This is a genomic window from Pseudomonas sp. IT-P4 (genome assembly GCF_949767755.1).
GTDB classification, from domain to species: Bacteria; Pseudomonadota; Gammaproteobacteria; order Pseudomonadales; family Pseudomonadaceae; genus Aquipseudomonas; species Aquipseudomonas monachiensis.
In genome coordinates this window covers 243,070-263,535 of sequence record NZ_CATKPX010000045.1, presented here as the reverse complement: position 1 = coordinate 263,535, position 20,466 = coordinate 243,070, and the positions used below count along the sequence as shown (strand labels likewise).

Annotated in this window: 16 protein-coding genes; 8 read left to right on the top strand and 8 right to left on the bottom strand. The window is 60.2% G+C overall.

Annotation, left to right across the window (positions count from 1 at the left end; all coding sequences use genetic code 11):
- Positions 1-2: 2 nt before the first annotated feature.
- The 3 genes from ACM6IT_RS19135 to ACM6IT_RS19125 are packed head-to-tail and all read right to left on the bottom strand — an operon-like array spanning position 3 to position 2,515.
- The gene (locus tag ACM6IT_RS19135) at positions 3-641 is read right to left on the bottom strand and encodes a LysE family translocator (RefSeq protein ID WP_056721107.1); all 639 of its coding nucleotides are present in this window, start codon (positions 639-641) and stop codon (positions 3-5) included.
- 23 nt (positions 642-664) lie between these two features.
- On the bottom strand, positions 665-1,099 hold the full coding sequence (locus tag ACM6IT_RS19130) for an NUDIX hydrolase (RefSeq protein WP_223542185.1): 435 nt from the start codon (positions 1,097-1,099) through the stop codon (positions 665-667).
- Positions 1,100-1,156: 57 nt separating this feature from the next.
- On the bottom strand, positions 1,157-2,515 hold the full coding sequence (locus tag ACM6IT_RS19125; protein ID WP_056721111.1) for an HD domain-containing phosphohydrolase: 1,359 nt from the start codon (positions 2,513-2,515) through the stop codon (positions 1,157-1,159).
- Between the two features lie 255 nt (positions 2,516-2,770).
- Between ACM6IT_RS19125 and ACM6IT_RS19120 the strand changes: the two genes are divergently transcribed.
- From ACM6IT_RS19120 to ACM6IT_RS19100, 5 genes are read left to right on the top strand one after another with little or no spacing between them, the layout of a single operon-like run.
- Positions 2,771-5,035 carry an EAL domain-containing protein gene (locus ACM6IT_RS19120; RefSeq protein WP_056721113.1) on the top strand — a complete coding sequence of 755 codons (2,265 nt, stop codon included), beginning with the start codon at positions 2,771-2,773 and terminating at the stop codon, positions 5,033-5,035.
- Positions 5,032-6,906, top strand: coding sequence for a putative bifunctional diguanylate cyclase/phosphodiesterase (locus ACM6IT_RS19115; RefSeq protein WP_414918516.1), 1,875 nt, complete (start codon positions 5,032-5,034; stop codon positions 6,904-6,906). The genes ACM6IT_RS19120 and ACM6IT_RS19115 overlap by 4 nt, the downstream gene beginning before the upstream one ends.
- Positions 6,903-7,907: a cytochrome-c peroxidase gene (locus tag ACM6IT_RS19110; protein WP_409078254.1), complete on the top strand. Its 1,005-nt coding sequence runs from the start codon at positions 6,903-6,905 to the stop codon at positions 7,905-7,907. The genes ACM6IT_RS19115 and ACM6IT_RS19110 overlap by 4 nt, the downstream gene beginning before the upstream one ends.
- Positions 7,904-9,718, top strand: a complete 1,815-nt coding sequence (locus ACM6IT_RS19105; RefSeq protein WP_414918515.1) for a DAHL domain-containing protein — start codon at positions 7,904-7,906, stop codon at positions 9,716-9,718. Before ACM6IT_RS19110 ends, ACM6IT_RS19105 begins: the two co-directional genes overlap by 4 nt.
- The gene (locus ACM6IT_RS19100) at positions 9,715-11,121 is read left to right on the top strand and encodes an ATP-binding protein (RefSeq protein ID WP_056721122.1); all 1,407 of its coding nucleotides are present in this window, start codon (positions 9,715-9,717) and stop codon (positions 11,119-11,121) included. The genes ACM6IT_RS19105 and ACM6IT_RS19100 overlap by 4 nt, the downstream gene beginning before the upstream one ends.
- 7 nt (positions 11,122-11,128) lie before the next feature.
- Here ACM6IT_RS19100 and ACM6IT_RS19095 read toward each other — a convergent pair whose 3' ends face one another.
- Together ACM6IT_RS19095 and ACM6IT_RS19090 are read right to left on the bottom strand one after the other, a co-directional pair.
- The gene (locus ACM6IT_RS19095; RefSeq protein WP_056721125.1) at positions 11,129-12,454 is read right to left on the bottom strand and encodes an APC family permease; all 1,326 of its coding nucleotides are present in this window, start codon (positions 12,452-12,454) and stop codon (positions 11,129-11,131) included.
- A 199-nt stretch (positions 12,455-12,653) separates the two neighbouring features.
- Positions 12,654-13,475 (bottom strand): carbon-nitrogen hydrolase family protein, encoded by an 822-nt coding sequence (locus ACM6IT_RS19090; protein ID WP_414918514.1) that lies wholly within the window; start codon positions 13,473-13,475, stop codon positions 12,654-12,656.
- A 124-nt stretch (positions 13,476-13,599) separates the two neighbouring features.
- Between ACM6IT_RS19090 and ACM6IT_RS19085 the strand changes: the two genes are divergently transcribed.
- Entirely contained in the window at positions 13,600-14,400 is an 801-nt protein-coding gene (locus ACM6IT_RS19085; RefSeq protein WP_414918513.1) for a response regulator transcription factor, read from the top strand.
- Positions 14,401-14,501: 101 nt separating this feature from the next.
- Positions 14,502-16,130, top strand: a complete 1,629-nt coding sequence (locus ACM6IT_RS19080; RefSeq protein ID WP_414918512.1) for an FMN-binding glutamate synthase family protein — start codon at positions 14,502-14,504, stop codon at positions 16,128-16,130.
- Positions 16,131-16,157: 27 nt separating this feature from the next.
- Here the strand turns inward: ACM6IT_RS19080 and ACM6IT_RS19075 are convergent, their stop codons facing one another.
- The 3 genes from ACM6IT_RS19075 to ACM6IT_RS19065 are packed head-to-tail and all read right to left on the bottom strand — an operon-like array spanning position 16,158 to position 18,980.
- Entirely contained in the window at positions 16,158-17,666 is a 1,509-nt protein-coding gene (locus ACM6IT_RS19075; protein WP_414918511.1) for a glucosyltransferase domain-containing protein, read from the bottom strand.
- A 1-nt stretch (position 17,667) separates the two neighbouring features.
- Positions 17,668-18,609, bottom strand: coding sequence for a glycosyltransferase family 2 protein (locus ACM6IT_RS19070; protein ID WP_414918510.1), 942 nt, complete (start codon positions 18,607-18,609; stop codon positions 17,668-17,670).
- A complete protein-coding gene (locus tag ACM6IT_RS19065; protein ID WP_056721138.1) occupies positions 18,606-18,980 on the bottom strand; it encodes a GtrA family protein in 375 nt (124 codons plus the stop codon). Before ACM6IT_RS19065 ends, ACM6IT_RS19070 begins: the two co-directional genes overlap by 4 nt.
- Before the next feature lie 244 nt (positions 18,981-19,224).
- Between ACM6IT_RS19065 and ACM6IT_RS19060 the strand changes: the two genes are divergently transcribed.
- Positions 19,225-20,385, top strand: coding sequence for an OpgC family protein (locus tag ACM6IT_RS19060; RefSeq protein ID WP_414918509.1), 1,161 nt, complete (start codon positions 19,225-19,227; stop codon positions 20,383-20,385).
- Positions 20,386-20,466 lie beyond the last annotated feature (81 nt).

Here is a 20,466-nt window from a genome sequence, read left to right as displayed (position 1 = left end):
GCTCAAGCCATCCGTTTTTGCTCAAGCATCAACCGCAGCGCCAGCGCCGACAATACGAAGCCCATGAAATAGCGCTGCATCGCCAGCCAGGTCGGATTGCTGACAAACCACGAGGCGATGCCCGCGGCAAACATGGCGATCAGCAGGTTGACGCAGAAACTCACGCTGATCTGGGTCAGGCCGAGGATGATGCTCTGGCTGAACACCGAACCGTGCTCCGGCGTGATGAACTGCGGAAACACCGACAGATAGAACACTGCGATTTTCGGGTTCAGGGCACTGGTCAGAAAGCCCATGGTGATCAGCTTGCGCGACGAATCCGGGGGCAACTGCTGCGCCTCGAACGGCGAGCGCGCACCGGGCTTGATCGCCTGCCAGGCCAGCCACAACAGGTACAACGCACCGGCCCACTTCAACACTTCATAGGCCATCGGCACGGCCAGGAACACCGCGGTCAAACCGGCGGCGGCGGCAAACAGATGCACGAAGAATCCCGCAACCACCCCAAGCAACGAAATCACCCCGGCCTTGCGCCCCTGGCAGATCGAACGGGAGATCAGGTAGATCATATTCGGCCCCGGCGTCAGTACCATCAACAACGCGGCGGCAGCAAAAATCAGCAGGTCTTGAAGCGGGATCATGGGCGAAGTCCTTTGCGTGATGATCAGGCGATCGCAGTCAGCGATGCACGATAAAACGGCAGGATCAGGTCCCGTGTCAATGGCGCCAGGCTGACATCGCCTTCGGTGGCCGGGTCGATCCAGATCACTTCTTCGATCTCTGCCTGCGGGGTGACATCCGAATCAATGTTCAGCTGAAAAAGCTCGGCGTGTACAACAAAACCCGGCTCGTTGGCGGCCGGTGCCGAGAAGTGACCGAGGTAAACGGCCTGCGCCGGGTCGATGTCCAGAGTCAACTCTTCTTCCAGTTCCCGGGCCAGGGCGTGGACCGGCAACTCATGGGGCTCGATCTTGCCACCCGGCTGCATGAACGCCGTGGTGCCACGCTTGCGCACCAGCAGTGTGCGGCCATCAGGGCCGATCAGCAGGGCGGCGGCGATATGGATAATACGCGGTAAAACAGCGGATACAGATGTCATGTGTCAGCCATGGACCCTAGTGGAAATCACTAGGATCCCATGTCCGACCGTCCGCCGTCATGCCTTGGCCTGAACCAGCTCCGGCGTATCCTGCGGGACCTTCACGAAAATCCTGTACTTGCCGCCTTCCATGGCTTCGAAGGCGATCAGTTTTTCCACCAGCGGCCCGTTCAACACCTTGCCGGCATTGAGCAGGAGCATGCCGTTATCGGCGTTGAGATTGCGCGCCAGCATCATCCCTGCCGTCAGTTCCCGGGTGGTCAGGACCTTGACCTGCGGATCGGCCAGGGTGATATCGCTCAGGAATGTGGTGCACACCTTGATGAAATCTTCGAGCAGGTCAGGATCGTAAAGCCGTCCAGCGTACTGGCGCAGGTAGAGCAGCGCTTCGTCGCTGTTCATCTGTCGTTCGAGAATCAATCCTCGCTGCAACTCGACGAAGTCGACCGCCAGCTTCAGCAATCGCGATCCGAACGGAATGGCTTTGCCCTTGAGCCGGTCGGGGAAACCACTGCCGTCCCAGCGTTCCTGATGGTGCAGGATCAACCGCGCCGCGTCCTTCATCGGGTCCAGGGTCATCAGTAACGATTCGCTCTGTTTCGGATAGCCACGATAGCGGTCGCGGTCAGTGTGCCTCAGCAGATCCGAAGGGGTGACCATCATGCTGTCGGACCAGCTCAGCTTGCCGATGTTGTACAGAGCGGCCGCCATGGCCAGGTCGCGGCTGGCAGCTTCATCCAGCCCATGTTCCGTGCAGTACCCGCGCACCAGTTCGATGATCTGCCGGTTGGTCTGCTTGGCCGATGGCAGGCGCAGATTGGCCAACAGCGAGAACACCTCGGTGCCGGTGACATAGCTGTGCTTGAGCTCCTCGTAAGCCAGGTCGAGCATGTCGGCGGTCTGCTGCAATTCGGCGGTGCGGGCGGCGACATGTTTTTCCAGTGTGCTGTTGAGCAACTTGAGCTGGTCGTTCTGCACCCGGGTCAATTGTTCCAGGCGCTGGCGCTCACGCTCTGAATGCTGGTGGTCCAGGGCCTGGCGCAGGGTCAGGAGCATTTCGTCGTCATTCCAGGGTTTGCTGATGTAGTGGTGGATCTGCCCCTCATTGATGGCTTTGATGATCGCCGAGGGGTCTGCATAGCCGGTGAGCATGATCCGCATGGTCGCCGGATAGCGCTGACGGACATGGGCCAGCAACGTGGCGCCGTCCATATTGGGCATGCGTGCATCGCTCATCACCAGATCCACTGGCTGCAACGCCATGATTTCCAGCGCCTGGGCACCGCTGGTGGCCAGCAGCACCTCGTAGGGCTGGCCGCGCAACAGGCGACGCAGACTGTTGAGGATCGGCTCCTCATCATCGACCAGCAACACTTTGGGGCGACTGTTCAACATCGGTACGGATTGCTCTTCCATGGCATGGTCTCAAGCGAGTCATTTAGTGTGACAGGCAGCGCGGGCCTACCGTCTTTCCCGCCTACGCTTGAATGACAGGCTAGATGATTTTCCGTATCGCTCGCGCTAATTATTGTTTTGAGTTCTGCGGGCAAAATGGCCAATGGCGACTATGCTCAACGCAATGGACTGTACAACCGGCCTGCTGGCAGCCATGTGACGAGGGAAAAGGATGCTCCCGAAAATGAACGCGCGTACTCCTGCCGGTACCGCCCCATGAACACCTGGCAGACGCGCATCAATCGTCGTGTGCTCATCGTCGACGATACCGCGTCGATTCATGCCGATTTCGCCAAGATACTCAGCCCGGCCACTGTCGAGGATGACAGTCTGGGGCAAACCGAAAACCTCCTGTTCGGCACCCTGTCCACCACACCGGCCCAACACTTTGAACTGGACTCGGCCTTCCAGGGCCGCGAAGCCCTGGACAAACTCGAAGCCGCCCTGGCGAACGATCGCCCCTACGCCATGGCTTTCATCGACATGCGAATGCCACCAGGCTGGGATGGCCTGGAGACCATCGAACGGTTGTGGCAGGTCGATCCCAAACTGCAGGTGGCGCTGTGCACTGCCTACTCCGACTACTCCTGGGAGGACATCGACCGACGGCTGGCGCTGAACGACCGCCTGCTGATTCTGAAGAAGCCCTTCGATGCAATTGAAATACGCCAGATGGCCAGCGCCCTCACGGTCAAATGGCAGATGACCGAAGACGCCGCGCTCAAGATGAACCTGCTGGAACAAGCGGTCCAGGAACGCACCCGGGAACTGTCCGACGCCAATATCATCGTGCAGAACAGCCCGACCATCCTTTACCGGTTGCGTGGCGAACCGTCGTTTCCGCTGATGTACATTTCCCATAACATCACCCGCTACGGACACGTCGCCGCCGATCTGGTGGGCTCGGCCAACTGGGCCCAGCAGTTGATCCACCCGGAAGACCAGGCCAGTGTCGATGCGGCCATGGCCCGGGTGCTGGACCGTCATGCGCTGGGCGCCTCGATTGAATTTCGCCTGCGCACCGGCCAGGGAGCATGGCGCTGGGTAGAGAACCGCTACATTCCCGTACGCGACCATGACGGTCGCCTGCTGGAAGTCGAGGGGATCATTCTCGACATTACCGAACGCCGGCAGGCCGAAGAAAAAATGGCCCTGCTCGCCCGCACGGACGGGCTCACCGGCCTGGCCAACCGCGCCACCCTGATCGAACGCCTGCATCAGGCCTTTGCTGCCGCACGTCGAGGCGCAGAGGCATTCGCGGTATTTTATCTGGACCTTGATCACTTCAAGCGGATCAACGACACCCTCGGCCACCCGGTGGGTGATCTGCTGTTGCAGGAAGTGGCCCGGCGCATCAAATTCGGCGTGCGGGAAAACGATGTGGTGGCACGCCTGGGCGGGGACGAGTTCGCGATCCTGCAACTGGACGTCAGCGACCCGACCCAGTCCGCCGCCATGGCGGCCAATATCCGCGATGCGCTGCTGACGCCGTACAACCTCGCCGGCAATGCCCTGCATATTTCAGTCAGCATAGGCATCAGTAGCTACGGCGTCGCCTGCCTCGACGCCGACAGCCTGCTGAGCCAGGCGGACATGGCGCTGTACCGCTCCAAGGAAATGGGCCGCAACCAATATCACTTCCACTCGCAGGAGATCACCCAAGAAGTGGCCGAGCGCATGGCCATCGCCAATGACTTGATGACGGCCATCGAGCGCGATGAACTGGCGCTGCATTACGTTCCGGAAGTGGATATGCACAGCGGCAGGATCCTGGGCATGGCAGCGCAAGTGCGCTGGTGTCATCCCCGGCGCGGCGAACTGCTGGCGCCGGCTTTCGTGCCCGCGGCGGAAAAGACCGGTGCCATCATCCCTCTCGGGCGCTGGGTGCTGGATCAGGCCTGCCGGCAGATGAGCCTGTGGCGTAACGAGGGAATGGCGCCCCCCGTGATGGCGATCAAACTGTCCCTGGCGCAGCTAAAGAGTGGTCCGGAGCTCATTTACGACGTGCTGCGCACCACTGCGCGCTGGGAACTCGCCCCCTGGGACCTGCGTTTCGACGTGACCGAAGCGACTCTGGCACAAACCAAGTGGACCCAAAACGATGTGCTGCCACGACTGCGTGAGCTGGGGGTAAAAATCGCCATCGATGATTTCGGCACCGAATATTCATCATTCGATTACCTGAAAACCTACCGGGTCAATCACCTGAAGCTCAACCAATCCTTTATCGACGGCGCGACTCAGGATGCGGCTGGCGCCAACAGCCTGCGGGCAATCGTCAACTTCGCCCGGGACCTGGGAATCGGCATCATTACCGAAGGCGTCCAGCCATCGGATCGGCCCCGCACGCCAGCGTCAACCGCCCCGCTGCCAAGCGCACAAGGCCTGTACTTCAGCGAGGCCGTAAGCGCGGAACAAGCGGCCCGGTTGCTCAAGGACGGGAACATGGCGCCCCCATCCTCCAGGGAGGATGAGGAATGAAAACACTTTTCTCCCAGACCAACCGACGTATTCTCATCATCGACGATACACCGGCGATCCATGCCGATTTTCGCAAAATCCTCACCCCGAACACCGACGGCGAAGCGGATCTGAACAGTCTCGAACACTCACTGTTCGGGACTCGGCAATCTTCGCGCCTCAACTTCCAGCTCGACTCCGCCTACCAGGGCAAGGAAGCCCTGGCGTTGGTCGAACGCGCACTGGCCGATGGCCACCCCTATGCCCTGGCGTTTATCGACATGCGTATGCCGCCTGGCTGGGACGGTCTTGAAACCATTGAACACCTGTGGAATGCCGACCCGAACCTGCAAATTGCCTTGTGCACCGCCTATACCGACTACAGCTGGGAAGCCATGGCCGAACGACTGGAGCTCGGTGACCAGTTGCTGATTCTGAAAAAACCTTTCGATACCCTGGAAATCCGCCAGATGGCCAATGCCCTGACCTGGAAATGGCAATTGGCACAGGACGCGGCGCTGAAGTTGTTGAGCCTTGAGCAGACCATCGAGGCACGGGTACACGAACTGCTCAAGGTGTCGCACCTGCTGCAGTACGACGCCCTCACTGGGCTGCCCAACAGCACTTTGCTGGGTGATCGCCTGAGCCAGTCGCTGGCCGCTGCCCGACGCCATGACAAGCACCTGGTGGTGATGTTTCTCGGACTGGATCGGTTCAAGCGCATCAACAACGCGCTGGGCCACCCGGCCGGGGACGAAATGCTCAAACGGGTCGGGCAACAACTGCTCAAGTACGTGCGAGAGTCCGACTCGGTCTTTCGCTATGGCGCCGACGAATTCGTGGTGATCCTCAGCGACATCAACCACCCCCAGCAGACCCGCGGCATCGCCGAAAAACTGCTGAGTGCCGTGCGCAGCCCACAGTCGATCGCCGGCCAGGAGATCAGCATCACCGCCAGCCTGGGTATCAGCGTTTACCCCGATGACGGGTTCGAGGCCATTGACCTGATCAAAAAAGCCGAGTCCGCCATGCGCCATGTCAAGGAGAGCGGTCCGAACGACATCGGTTTCTTCATCGAAGCCATGAACCAGCGTGCCAGGGAGCAGCAGAGCATCGAATCGGGCATTCGTCAGGCCCTGCAAAGGCACGAATTCGTCCTGCACTACCAACCGAAAATCGAACTGAGCAGCGGACGGGTAGTCGGTGCGGAGGCGCTGGTGCGTTGGCAAAAACCCGGGCATGGCCTGGTCTATCCGTCCGAGTTCATCCCCGTGGCCGAAGACAGCGGCCTGATCGTGCCACTGAGCAAGTGGGTTCTGGCCGAAGCCTGTCGTCAGGCACAACGCTGGCAAGCAGCCGGCCTGCCGGCGATCCGCATGTCAGTCAACACATCGGCCATCGACTTTCGCCAACGTGATTTCGTCGAAGGCGTCGAACAGATACTCACACAGACGGGAATACCCCCCTGTCTGCTGGAACTGGAGATCACCGAAGGTGTACTGATGCAGAACGTCGAGGCGACCATGACCGCACTGAACCGGCTGAAGACGCTAGGAGTGCGGCTGGCCATCGATGACTTCGGAACCGGCTATTCCAGCTTGAGCTATCTGCGCCGGTTCCCCATCGATGTGCTGAAAATCGATCAGTCGTTCATTCGTGGCTTGAGCAATGACACCAACGATGCCGCCCTGGTCAGCGCGATCATCAGCCTGGGCAGGAGCCTCGATCTGAATGTCATCGCCGAAGGCGTCGAGACCGAGGAACAACTGGCGTTTCTCAAGGCCCATCAATGTGAGGAAGGCCAAGGTTACTACTTCAGCAAGGCCCTGCCGGCAGACTCTTTTGCGCGGCTGCTGGCCGTTGGCTGGGCAGAACAGCGAGACGACTCATGAACAGGCAGACACGACAGTCCGGCGGTAAATTCGCGAGACGATGGCCCATCTCCCTTGTCCCCCACTCCCTTGCGATCCTGCTTTACGGGCTCAGTGCTATCGCCGGTGCCGCGCCGCTGGACGAACCGCTCAAACCGTTGCCCGAGATACCGAAACAGAACCCCGCTCAGGTCGAACTCGGTCGCAAGCTCTTCAGTGATCCGCGCCTGTCAGTCAACAACACCCTGTCCTGCGCCAGTTGTCATCAACTGGACAAGAGCGGAGCCGACACCCGCGCGCTTTCCCTCGGCTTCGATGGACAACCGGTATCGATCAACACGCCGACGGTATTCAACGCCAGCCTCAACTTTCGCCAATTCTGGGACGGCCGCGTCGAAACGCTCGAGGCGCAAAGCAACGTCGTCATTACCAGTCCCCACGAAATGGGCAGCGACTGGAACACCATCATCCAGCGGATCAACGAGGATCCAGACTACCGCGCAGGCTTCAGCGCGGCGTTCCCGAAGGCAGTGACCAAGGCCAATATACAGAGCGCACTGGCCGCCTACGAGCGCACCCTGCTGACGCCCGGATCCCGTTTCGATCAATACCTGCTGGGCAATACAAGCATCCTGACCCTCGACGAGAAATACGGCTATCAGCGCTTCAAGGACTACGGCTGCATCGCCTGTCATCAGGGCGTGAACATCGGTGGCAACATGTTCCAGAAGTTCGGGGTGTTCGGTGATTACATCGCCGATCGCGGCAACCCGACCGTCGCTGACCAGGGACGGTTCAACATTACCGGTGACGAAGCGGACCGCTCGGTGTTCAAGGTCCCGAGCCTGCGCAATGTCGCGCTGACCGCCCCCTACTTTCACGACGGCTCGGCGCCCACCCTCGAAAGAGCCGTGGACGTCATGTTCCAGTACCAGTTGGGGCGCATGCCGAGCGCTGAAGACAAAGCGCTGATTGTGAAGTTTCTCAAGACCCTGACCGGCGAATGGAAGGGCAAGTCATGATAAAGCTTTCACGCCGCTTCAGCCTGCTGTTACTCGCGCTCGTCGCCGTGCTCCTGGCCTCGACCCTGGTTTTTCTGTACTTCAAATCCAACTCGGAACAGACCGTGACCTACTCGGAATCCCGGGATCTGATCCGCCTGATGAAACAGCAGGACGCCCAGTGGGAAAACGAGGTCCTCAAGTCCCGGGTGGCGATTTCGCATAACTACGACCCTCTGGTTTCGCCAATGAACGAGATGAACCGGCTATGGGAGCAGTTCGATACCATGGAGTCAGGTCACGGGCGCAACGACTCACGGCAATGGAACGATGCCCACGAGGCTTTTCTGCAGGCGATGCAGGAAAAGACCCGACTGGTGGAGCAGTTCAAGTCGCACAACGCCTTGCTGCGCAACTCGCTGGCCTTCCTGCCCACCGCCGAGGACGACATCCAGGCGCAACTGGCCGACCTGCCTGACCTCGACAAGCTGCAAGTGCAAAACATCGCCACCGATACCTATGACCTGTTGCTCAGTGCCCTGGAGTTCGCCCAGGTCACCTCCGTCGACAAAGCCGCCGACATTCAGGTGGGGCTGAGCAAACTGGCGGTGAACGCGCAACGCTTGCCTGGGGAGTTTCATACCCCGATCAGGATCCTCAGCAATCACGTCGCCCTGATCCTGCGCGAGCAGCCGCTTGTCAACGCTTTACTCGAAGACATCGAAGCGGTTCCCGTGGCGGATCGTCTGGACGACATCACCAACATGCTCAACCTGGATCAGCAACGGTCCGAGAAAATCGACAAGAAATACCATTTCTACCTGCTGGTGTTTTCCGGCCTGCTGGTGTTGCTGCTGATGTGGCTGGCATTTCGGCTGATCCGCAGCTTCGCCGAGATCAACCGGGTCAACAATGCTCTGCAAACCGCCAACGACGTGCTCGAACAGCGGGTCGAGGAACGTACCCGCGAGCTCAGGAATGCCCAGAGCGAACTGCTCGGCGCCGCGCGCCAGGCCGGCATGGCCGAAATCGCGACCAACGTGCTGCACAACGTCGGCAACGTGCTCAATAGCGTGAACATCTCTGCCGACCTGATTGCACGAAAGCTTCGCAGCAGCAAGACCCTCGGACTGGGCAAGGCAATGCAACTGATCAACGGCCATCCGGAGGATCTTGGCCATTTCCTGACCGAGGACGAAAAGGGCAAGCTACTGCCCGGTTATCTCAATCAACTGGTCGGCGCCATCGCCCAGGAACAGCAGGAGATGGCCGACGAACTGGGTCAGATGAGCAAGAGCGTCGACCATATCAAGGACATCGTTGCCACCCAGCAATCCTATGCCGGGGCCAACAGCATCACCGAACCGCTGTACATCAGCGAACTGCTCGAAGACGCACTGCGCATGAATACCGGTGCGCTGGCCCGGCATCACGTCACGGTGATCAAGGAATACAGCGAGGTGCCTCAGGTGATGGGGGACAAGCACCGCTTGCTGCTGATCCTGATCAACCTGATCAGCAATGCCAAGTACGCAATGTCCGACCTCAACAACCGCTCAAGGGAAATGACCCTCGGTGTGCGAATCGTCGACGACACTTTCCTGGAAATCAGCGTCAGGGATGATGGCGAAGGTATCGCCCCGGAAAACATGACGCGGATCTTTGCCCACGGTTTCACCACCCGCAAGGAAGGTCATGGTTTCGGCCTGCACAGCTGCGCGCTGGCGGCCATCGAGATGAATGGCCACCTCACCGCCCACAGCGACGGCCCCGGCCTTGGCGCGTTGTTTACCTTGCAGATACCGCTGATCACCGTAACGGAGAACGCATGAGTGAGCTCTCGAACCGCCGCATTCTGTTGATCGACGACATGCCGTCGATCCACGACGATTTTCGCAAGATCCTCGCCCCGCCCCAGGCTCACTCGGCAGAACTCGACGAGATGGAGGCCGCATTGTTTGGCGAACAGACCCAACCCGAGCGCCCGATTTTCGAACTGGATTCGGCCTATGGTGGCGAAGAAGGCCTGGGCAAACTCAACCTCGCGCTGCAGGAACAACGCCCCTACGCGCTGGCGTTTGTCGACATGCGTATGCCCGACGGCTGGGACGGGGCAAAGACCATCGAACACCTGTGGCAGCAGGATCCGCAATTACAGGTGGTGGTCTGTACCGCCTACTCCGATTATTCCTGGGACGATCTGCTCAATCGTCTGAATGCCCATGACCGGCTGCTGATCCTGAAGAAACCGTTCGACAATATCGAAGTCAAGCAGATGGCCAACACCTTGCTGACCAAATGGGAAATGACCGAACGGGCCTCGCTGCAGATGCATCACCTGGAACACCTGGTGGATCAGCGCACCGCCCAGCTCAAGCAGGCCAGCGAGGCTTTGCAGCGGGAAATCGACGAGCGCAAGCAACTGGAAGGCCAGTTGGTGCAATCGGAGAAGCTCGCTTCGCTGGGCCAACTGGCGGCCGGTGTCGCGCATGAGATCAACAATCCGATCGGGTTCATCTCCTCCAACCTTGGCACTCTTGACGGTTACTTTCAGCAATTGCTGACCATGCTCGACGCCTATCACAGCGCTGAACAGGTCCTGGCGGGCAGCCAGACAGCGTTGCAACTTGAGCACATGCGCGAGCAGATCGAACTTGAGTATCTGCGCGAGGATGTGCCGCTGCTGATCAAAGAGTCGAAGGAGGGAATCAGCCGGGTCGGGCAGATCGTCAGGGACCTGAAAGACTTCTCCCGGATCGACAACAATCAGGAATGGCAATGGGCCAATCTGCAACAGGGCATCGAGTCGACACTGAACATCGTCGCCAGCGAACTCAAGTACAAGGCTGATGTAGTCAAAGACTATCAGGTGCTGCCGGAAATCGAGTGCCTGCCGTCGCAAATCAACCAGGTCATCATGAACCTCGTGGTCAACGCCGCGCAGGCCATGGGCCCCGAACGCGGCACCATCACCCTTCGCACCGGGACGCAGGGCGAGACGGCATGGATCGAAATCGCCGATACAGGATCAGGCATCGCGCCCGACACCCTGCAAAAAATCTTCGATCCGTTTTTCACTACTAAACCGGTGGGCCAAGGGACAGGGCTCGGCCTGTCCCTGTCCTACGGCATTGTGAAAAAACACGGTGGCGATATTTCGGTGAGCAGCGAACTGGGGAGCGGGACGACGTTTCGCGTACAACTACCGCTACGCCAGACCCGACCGGCCGCCTGACGGCGCCTCAGAGCGCTTCCTGGAAGTCCATCTCCGGCGGCTGCCGACGGAACCCGCCGGTCAGCACCGCCAAGTACATCACGCCGATTGCCAGCCAGCTCAAGCCCAGGTAAATCGCCAGGTGATCGAGGCTGACCATCAGCCACAAATCCGCTGCCAGGCCGATGAACGGGAACAGCAGGAACAACACGAACTCGCGCAGACCTTTGTTTTCGCCACCGATCCAGTAATGGAAGATCACCGACAGGTTCACCAGGCTGAACGCCAGGAACGCGCCGAAGTTGATGAACGAGGTCGAGGTGGTGACGTCCAGTTTCAGTGCCAGCAACGCCACCACCGCGCACAGCAGGATGCTGTTGATCGGCGTGCCGAAGCGTTCGTGCAAGGTGCCGAAAAACGACTTCGGCAACACGCCGTCGCGGCCCATGGCGTACAGCAGCCGCGAACCGCTGGCCTGGGCCGACAGGCCCGAGGCGAACTGGCCGACGATCAGGCCGATCAGGAAGATCGAGACGAACAGGTCGCCACCGATGTTGCGGGCAATTTCATAGGCCGCCGAGTCGACGCTGTCGAACTGGAACGACGGATGGGCGACCTGCACGAAGTACGACACACCGACGAAAATCAGCCCGCCGATCAGGGTGATCAGCATGATCGCCCGGGGAATGGTGCGGCGTGGATCACGGGTTTCCTCGGTCAGGGTGCTGACCGCGTCGAAGCCCAGGAACGAGTAACAGGCGATGGCCGCGCCGCTCATGATCAGCGGCATCTGCATGTCGCCATTGAAGAACGGTTTGATCGACCACAACGGCGTGCTTGCATCACCGCCGACGTAATGCACGCACAGTGCGACGAAGGCGATCAGTACCAGAAACTGCACCAGCATTAGCAAGGCATTGATGCCGTTGGCCAGTTTCAGGCCGACGATGTTGATCGCGCTGGTGATGCCGATGAACGCCAGTACCCAGATCCACTGCGGCACCGCCGGGAATGCGGAGTTGAGGTAAGCCGCGCCGATCAGCCAGATCGCCATGGGCAGGAACAGGTAATCGAGCAGCACCGCCCAACCGGCGATGAACCCGAGCTTCGGGCTGATGGCCTTGCGCACGTAGCTGTAGGCCGAGCCGGCCACCGGGAACGCCGAGGCCATGCGCCCGTAGCTCATGGCGGTAAAGAACATCGCCACCAGCGCCGCGAGGTACGCAGCCGGCACCATGCCGGCGGTGGATTGGGCGAGAATGCCAAAGGTGCCGAGCACAATGATCGGCGTCATGTAGGCGATGCCAAACAGCACCACCGACCCCAGTGAAAGGGTGCGTTGCAAACGAGCCATGAGCGACTACTCCGGATTTTATTGGATTTATGGCAGAGCCGAGTTCGGCGCAAATTACGGGTGTTGCGTTGTTGTTCTTTGGCGTTGAATCCAGTTGAAAGCCTGAAAAGATCGCAGCCTTCGGCAGCTCCTACGCCGAACGCATTTACCTGTAGGAGCTGCCGAAGGCTCGGTCCGCGCTCGGGCGATCTTTTGATGTTCAGTTCGAAGGAATCAGCAGCTCCCGCAGCCCACCCGCCTGCTCAACCACCTCCCCCGGCAACCTCAGCCGCTGATCATCCAGATAACGGTAATCCTGGCGTGCCGCCGTCAGCTGGTTCAGGTCCAACTCGACCGCAAACTGCCCTTCCTCGCGTCCGGCTTCGAACAACAAGGTGCCCATTGGATCGACCAATGCGCTGCCGCCGGCAAACAGCAAACCACCGTCACCCTCTTCCACCCGGTTGACCATCAGCGCAAACGCCTGGTTTTCCTGGGCGCGGGCCATGATCGCGGTGCGGTGGGTCGGGCCGTAGGGGTCCATGTTGCCGTTGGTGACGATCAACAGTTCGGCCCCCAGTTGCGCCAGGGCACGGGCGCTTTCGGGGAATTCGATGTCGTAGCAAATCAGCAGGCCCACGCGCACGCCGTTCCACAGGCAGGTGGCGTAGCGATCGCCCGCCTCGTAGACGCCGCGATCCGAGGCCCACAAGTGAGTCTTGCGGTACTTCAGCGCGATGCCTTCAGGGGTGATCAACAGCGTGGTGTTGTAGAAGCGGCCGTTGTCGTTCTCGGCCATGCCGATGGCCACGCCGATATTGCGCTGGCGGGCGGCGGCGATTACCGCGCTGACGGACAGGCCGTCCAGTGGTTCGGCCACCTCGGCCACGGACTCGGCCGAAGGGAAGCCCATCAAGTGGCCTTCGGGGAACAGGATCAGCTGCGTATCGGCTGCACACGCAGCCATCGCCGCCAGAGTGCGTTCGAGGTTGTAGGCCGTGTCGTTGTCACGGCCTGCCAATTGGGCGAGTTCGACCTTCATGGGTATTCCTTGTCATGGGCCGGGCGGCAGAAAGATTGCCCGGTCGGTGTCTGTGCGCCAGTATGCGCACCAAGCAACCGGGCGGGGAATCACGCCGCTGGGGTAACACGATAGGGGTAGATGCATGACACTCTCGTTGGACGACATCGCCTGGCACCGCTCGGTGGGGCAACTGATCGACGCCCTGGACAAGCCCAATTTCTGGACCCGGCTTGTACGCCTGCTGGACCAGTACGTACCCTTCGACAGCTGGGTGGCGCTGCTTTTCAGTGCCGATCAGCGCCCGCAAGTGTTCGCCGAATGCCCCGGCGAAGACGGCAGCCCTGACCAGTTGTTCCAGGATTACCTGCGCGGCCTGTACCTGCTCGACCCCTTCTACATCGCCTGCCGCGAGCAGTCGCGCACCGGGCTTTATCGTCTGTCGGAAGTAGCCCCGGAGCACTTCGAGCGGACCGAGTATTACCAGCGCTACTTTCGCCTGAATGTGGTGGCCGATGAAATCCAGTTCAATTGCCAGCTCGAAGGCGACCGCACGCTGTGCCTGTCACTGGGTAGCAAGCAGCGCTTCAGCGGCCAGCAGATCGCCTTGTTGTCGTTGATCCAGCCGTGGGTGCTCGGCCTGTTGCGCCAGCGTCTACCCTACGACATCAACGAAGCCGTGGCCCTGGCCCCCGCACCGCCACACGCCGACTGGCGGGTACAGCTGGAAGCCTCGGTGCAGCAGCTCAAAGGCGCGCAGTTGACGGCCCGGGAGCTGGATGTCGGGCGTTTGATGCTCAGCGGTTGCTCCAGTAAAGAAATCGCCCGTAAGCTGGAAATCTCTGTCGAAACCGTGAAAGTCCACAAGAAACACATGTACAGCAAGCTGGGGATCAAATCCCAGTCCGAGCTGTTTTCGATTTTTCTCCAGGCACAAAATGCCTGAAAAGATCGCAGCCTTCGGCGGCTCCTACATGGATCGCATTCCCTGTAGGAGCTGCCGAAGGCTGCGATCTTTAAACTCGAGTCCGAACCCAAGGAAACCGTATGAGCCTGTCACTCCTGAGCCGCTACGCCTTCTTTGCCGCCTGCGTGATATTCACCCTCGCCAGCCTGCCTTTTCTTGACTATGACTGGCTCTGGCCGATCACCGCCGTCACCGCCGTCACCGCTGTCCTCAGCCTGATCGGTGTGTTCGATCTGCTGCAAAGCCCCCACGCAGTGCGCCGCAATTACCCGATCCTCGGCAATATCCGCTACCTGGTCGAAGGCATCCGCCCGGAGATCCGCCAGTACCTGCTCGAATCCGACAGCGACGCCCTGCCCTTCTCCCGGGCCCAGCGCTCGCTGGTCTATTCCCGGGCCAAGAATGAAACCGCCGACAAACCCTTCGGCACGCTGATTGACGTGTATCAGTCGGGTTTCGAATTCATCGGCCACTCCATGCGCCCCGCGCCCTTGAGCGACCCGAGCAGTTTCCGCGTCACCGTCGGCGGCCCGCAGTGCACCCAGCCGTATTCGGCGTCAGTGTTCAATATCTCGGCCATGAGTTTCGGCTCCCTCAGCGCCAACGCCATCCGCGCGCTGAACCAGGGTGCCAAGCTCGGCAACTTCGCCCATGACACCGGCGAAGGCAGCATCAGCCCCTATCACCGGGAAAACGGTGGCGACCTGACCTGGGAACTGGGCAGCGGTTACTTCGGCTGCCGCACCAGCGACGGCCGTTTCGACCCGGAACGCTTTGCGGCGCAAGCCCGGACGCCGCAGGTACGGATGATCGAAATCAAGATGAGCCAGGGCGCCAAGCCCGGCCACGGCGGCATCCTGCCCAAGCACAAGGTCACCCGGGAAATCGCTGAAACCCGCGGCATCCTGATGGGCGAGGACTGCGTGTCACCGTCGCGCCACACTGCGTTTTCCACGCCGATTGAAATGATGCATTTCATCGCGCAACTGCGTGAATTGTCCGGCGGCAAACCGGTGGGCTTCAAGTTCTGCCTCGGCCATCCGTGGGAGTTCATGGGCATCGCCAAGGCCATGCTGGAGACGGGCATCCTCCCGGACTTCATCGTCGTCGACGGCAAGGAAGGCGGCACCGGCGCCGCGCCCGTGGAGTTCACCGACCACATCGGCGTGCCGATGCGCGAAGGCCTGCTGTTCGTGCACAACACCCTGGTGGGCCTGAACCTGCGGGACAAGATCAAGCTCGGCGCCAGCGGCAAGATCGTCAGCGCCTTCGACATCGCCAGCGTGCTGGCCATCGGCGCCGACTGGGCCAACTCGGCGCGCGGTTTCATGTTCGCCATCGGCTGCATTCAGTCGCAGAGCTGCCACACCAATAAATGCCCGACCGGCGTCGCCACCCAGGACACCCTGCGCCAGCGCGCGCTGGTGGTTCCGGACAAGGCCCAGCGCGTGTTCAACTTCCACCGCAACACCCTCAAGGCCCTGGCGGAAATGCTCGCCGCCGCCGGCCTCGAACACCCGTCGCAGCTGTCAGCCAAGCATCTGGTGCGACGCATGTCGGCGACCGAGATCAAATTGTTCTCGCAGTTGCACGTGTTCCTCAAACCGGGGGAATTGCTGACTGGCGAAGTGAACGGCGAGTTCTACTCGCGGATGTGGCAGATGGCCCGGGCCGACAGTTTCGAGCCCAATGACATAGCGGCGGCATGACTTCGCCACCCCGATCAAAATCGCGCGTTACCAGCGCAGTATTTTGCTCGGGGTCGGTTCCTTCATCACGATAAAACCGTAGTCACCGATCAGGTAAATCCGGTAGAACTGGCTGTCCACCAGCGCCGGATAGCCCTGGTACCCGACCCGCGTCGCGTTGCGCCGCTCCTGCTCCGCCACCACGTTGGTGATCCCCGCTTTCGGCAGGTTTTCGGCCAGCATGTAAAAGTCGGTATTGAGCAAATAGTGCAGCACCGGCAACTGCTTGAATGAGCCTGCCGCCGCCACTAACCAATAGTCGGAATAACTCACCGAGATGTAGATCCGCCTGGCTTCGCGAAGCGACTGGTGGCTGGCGATGTCGTACGCAAGACCGGCCAGTGCCGTGGACGCAAAGGTTTTCTGCACCGTCAGCACCCGACCATAGGCGAACGACAGCGACAACATGGCCAACAGGGGAATCATCAACAGCAGCGGCAGCCGCTCATGGATCGAGGCCAGCGCCAGATGCCCCAGGTAGAACAGCAACACCAACAACACGGCGAAGCCCATCAAGGTGCGGGCGCCTTCGTTGAAGTCGCGAAAAAACAGCGCGACACCGGACACCAGCAGTGTCACCACCGGCAAAGTCAGCAAACACATCAGGCCGATCAACAGCTTCTTTGGCCCACCGTCCTGGCGCACCGCTATGTTCAATCCCAACCGCACCGCCCCGGCTATCGCGATCAACAGCAACCCGCCGAACACCCAGAGCCATCCGCCATGGAACAGCAGCACGACTTTTTCCAGGACCCGGGCAATGTTGATCTGGATCTGCAAAAAAGGGTGCGCCGTCCAATCGAGCAACGATGTGCGATTGGAGTCCATGTACGGACCCGCACTGACGCTGTAGATCAACCCGCCGAGGATGACCTGGGCGGCTTTCCAGCCCAGCAGGTCGCGCCATGACAACGGGGCCGTCTTATCGTTGGCGGCCCTGAGCATTTCCAGGCAACACAGGCCCAGGAACACATTCAGGCTGACCTGATACAACCCCAGCGCCAATGCAATCAGGAACGCCGGCACCAGCCATTGCACGCTACGCCACGGGTGACGGAAGGTGATGGCGTAGATCACCGCCACCAGGCTGAGGGTCGTGGTGGGACCGTCGTATTGATAGGACAGGTTTTGCAGGAAGAACGGGTTGTACCAGAGCGGCAACAGTACCAGGCAACAAGCGACGCTTGGCTTGTGAAAGTAATGGAGCGTCAGGCTGGTCAGCGCCGACGCCATGGCCAGCGTGGCGATCAGCAAGGGCAAGGGAAAGATGTTCGGCGCGGCATGGCTGAAGGTCAGCGCGTTGTAGAACAGCTGGGCGAAGAGTCGGCCCTGCTCGGCCCAGGCCATGCCCGCCGACAGCGAGCGCCAGTTGTCATCGATGTAGGGATAATCGGCGAGGATCAACGGCAGGATATACAGCAGGGTGGCAAACAGAAAAAACCGCCAGACCTGATGCCGACTGAGCTCGCGAACGAAGAGGTCGCTGAACCGGCCCATGCTAACGCCCGCCCCGGTCTTTGCCACCGACGATGTCCTTGATCACATAACGCGGCCGGTGCTTGGCCTCGATGTAGATGCGACCGATGTACTCGCCGAGGATGCCGATGCCGATCAATTGCACGCCGCCGAGAAACAGGATCGCAGTCATCAGCGACGGATAACCGGGGACGCTGTTGCCGAAGAAAATCTTGTCCAGCACCATGTACACCGCATAGAGCACCGCGAAAATCGAAATGCCGCCACCGACGTAAGTCCACAAGCGCAGCGGCACGGTGCTGAATGAGGTCACGCCTTCCAGGGCCAGGTTCCACAGCTTCCAGCCATTGAACTTGCTGCTCCCCGCCACCCTTCCTGGCCGCTCGAACTCCACCACCACGGTGTTGAACCCGGCCCACGACAGCACGCCTTTCATGAACAGCTGATGCTCGGGCAAGGACCGGATCACGTCGACCACCTTGCGATCCATCAGCCGGAAGTCCCCGACGTTTTCCTCGATGCGGGTGTAGGCGATGCGATTGAGCACATGGTAGAAAATCGACGCGCTGTGACGCCTGAGGTAGCCGTCGTCAGCCCGGCTGCGACGCTTGGCGAGTACCACGTCGGCCCCCCTTTGCCATTGTTCGATCAACAACGGAATAACGTTGATCGGGTCCTGCAGGTCGACATCCATCGGGATCACGGCATCGCCACTGGCGTATTCCAGGCCGGCAAACAGTGCCGGCTCCTTGCCGAAGTTGCGCGAGAAATTGATCAGCATGACCCGATCATCCGCCTGGGCCAGTGCCGTAGCCTGTTCGGCCGTGCGGTCGGAGCTGCCGTCGTTGATGAACACGATCTCGACTTCGGTGTCGCCCAGCCTCAACTCCCGTCGCACCGCCTGATAAAACAGGTTGATGGACTGCTCTTCGTTGAACACCGGGACAATGAGCGAGATTTTCATCGATCACGCTCACGAAACACCACGTATTTGGAATACAGGAAACCGAACACCAGGCTCAACGCCGAAAACAGGGCCACGGTGAACAAACCGTGCAATCGCCAGATGTCGCCCAGATGACCGACACCCAGGCTCAATGCCCCCATGCCCAAAAGAAACAGCAGATAACCCGCGACCGTGGCACTGGCGGCGAAGGTAAATTGCGCGTTCATGTAGAAGGAAAACGACGCAGCCACGCAAAAGGCAGCCAGGTTGCTGACCGCCTGGCTGAGGCTGGCCGCCACGCTCAGCAGGAAAAAGATCTGCCAGTGAATCAGGGTGTTGGCGACCCCGATCACCGTGTAACTGGACAGACCTTTCCACAACAGTCTCATGGGAGGCTCCCGCTTCCAGAACGTTGCATTCAATAGTATTTGAGCCTGTCTACTGTCAGAAATCGCAGGTTGTTGGACCTTTCAGACCAGCGGTTGAGCCTTGAAGCAACGCCCGAGACATCCGGTAATATCCCGACTTTGCAATTGCCCGCGAATCAGTACACCCTGCGCGCCGCCGATCGGGCACATGGCCTTTGCGCCTGTGGCCAATCCCATTTTCACCCGTTGTTACGAGCCTACTGTCATGACCTTAGCGCGCGATCACCGGATCGACTTTTTTCGTGGCCTGGCACTGATCTTCATCTTCTGGGATCACGTGCCCCACAACCCCTTGGGGCAAATCACCCTGCGTAACTTCGGTTTCAGCGATGCAGCCGAGATTTTCGTGTTCCTGGCAGGCTTCGCGTCCGTATTGGCGTACGGCAAAGTCCTGGCGCGCGAAGGCTTTCTGATCGCCTGCGTGAAAATCCTGCGCCGGGCGTGGGTGCTCTACGTGGTACATATATTCCTGCTGGCGATGCTGATGGGCATTGTGTTTTTCGCCAACAGCCACGTGGAAACACGGGACCTGGTGGAGGAAATGGGCATGCATCACTTCATCAGCAACCCGCAGCAGGCGCTAATCGATGAACTGCTGTTGCGCTTCAAGCCGAACCTGATGGACCCGCTGCCGCTGTACATCGTGCTGTTGGCGGGCTTGCCCCTTGCGCTGCCCCTGCTGGTGCGCCAGGCCTGGGTGGTGGTCGCGATGTCATTGGCGCTGTACCTGATGGTGCCGCTGGCTGGCTGGAACCTGGCCGCCATCAAGGACGGCGTGTGGTATTTCAACCCGGTCGCCTGGCAGTTGCTGTTCGTGCTCGGCGGTGCCGCTGCGATTCACAGCCAGCGCCCGCGCCTGCCCGAATCCCGCCCACTGGTTCGCCAGCCGTTGTTTGTCGGTGCGGCGTTGTATGTCGTGGTCGCGGGTGTGTTGACCGTGCTGTGGCGTTGGCCGGACATACACGATGCCGTGGTGCCGGCGAGCCTGCAAAACGTCCTGTACCCCATCAGCAAGACCGACCTGTCACCCGTGCGCCTGCTGCATTTCCTCGCACTGGCCTACGTCACGGCGAAACTGATTCCCGACAGCGGATGGACGCAAAACTGGCTGGCGCAGCAAAGTTGCCGCATGGGCCGTTTCTCGCTGGAGATTTTCTGTCTGGGCGTGCTGCTGGCGCCCCTGGCGGACATGGTCAATGCATTGACCGACGATGCTTTTGCCATGCAGATCTTCACGGCGCTGGTGGGCGCCGGGTTGATGGCGTTGCTGGCGGCGTGGCTGGAGTTCAACAAGCGTTTGAACCAGACAATCAAAAGATCGCAACCTGCGGCAGCTTCTACAGAATCAGACCGCATCCTCCTGTAGGAGCTGCCGCAGGCTGCGATCATTTGCTCTTCAAAACCAAAAAGCCCCGATCATTTACGACCGGGGCTTTTGTCTTTCAGG

Coding starts and splice junctions, on each gene's coding strand:
- ACM6IT_RS19135 (WP_056721107.1), bottom strand. CDS start 641: ATGATCCCGCTTCAAGACCTGCTGATTTTTGCTGCCGCCGCGTTGTTG.
- ACM6IT_RS19130 (WP_223542185.1), bottom strand. CDS start 1,099: ATGACATCTGTATCCGCTGTTTTACCGCGTATTATCCATATCGCCGCC.
- ACM6IT_RS19125 (WP_056721111.1), bottom strand. CDS start 2,515: ATGGAAGAGCAATCCGTACCGATGTTGAACAGTCGCCCCAAAGTGTTG.
- ACM6IT_RS19120 (WP_056721113.1), top strand. CDS start 2,771: ATGAACACCTGGCAGACGCGCATCAATCGTCGTGTGCTCATCGTCGAC.
- ACM6IT_RS19115 (WP_414918516.1), top strand. CDS start 5,032: ATGAAAACACTTTTCTCCCAGACCAACCGACGTATTCTCATCATCGAC.
- ACM6IT_RS19110 (WP_409078254.1), top strand. CDS start 6,903: ATGAACAGGCAGACACGACAGTCCGGCGGTAAATTCGCGAGACGATGG.
- ACM6IT_RS19105 (WP_414918515.1), top strand. CDS start 7,904: ATGATAAAGCTTTCACGCCGCTTCAGCCTGCTGTTACTCGCGCTCGTC.
- ACM6IT_RS19100 (WP_056721122.1), top strand. CDS start 9,715: ATGAGTGAGCTCTCGAACCGCCGCATTCTGTTGATCGACGACATGCCG.
- ACM6IT_RS19095 (WP_056721125.1), bottom strand. CDS start 12,454: ATGGCTCGTTTGCAACGCACCCTTTCACTGGGGTCGGTGGTGCTGTTT.
- ACM6IT_RS19090 (WP_414918514.1), bottom strand. CDS start 13,475: ATGAAGGTCGAACTCGCCCAATTGGCAGGCCGTGACAACGACACGGCC.
- ACM6IT_RS19085 (WP_414918513.1), top strand. CDS start 13,600: ATGACACTCTCGTTGGACGACATCGCCTGGCACCGCTCGGTGGGGCAA.
- ACM6IT_RS19080 (WP_414918512.1), top strand. CDS start 14,502: ATGAGCCTGTCACTCCTGAGCCGCTACGCCTTCTTTGCCGCCTGCGTG.
- ACM6IT_RS19075 (WP_414918511.1), bottom strand. CDS start 17,666: ATGGGCCGGTTCAGCGACCTCTTCGTTCGCGAGCTCAGTCGGCATCAG.
- ACM6IT_RS19070 (WP_414918510.1), bottom strand. CDS start 18,609: ATGAAAATCTCGCTCATTGTCCCGGTGTTCAACGAAGAGCAGTCCATC.
- ACM6IT_RS19065 (WP_056721138.1), bottom strand. CDS start 18,980: ATGAGACTGTTGTGGAAAGGTCTGTCCAGTTACACGGTGATCGGGGTC.
- ACM6IT_RS19060 (WP_414918509.1), top strand. CDS start 19,225: ATGACCTTAGCGCGCGATCACCGGATCGACTTTTTTCGTGGCCTGGCA.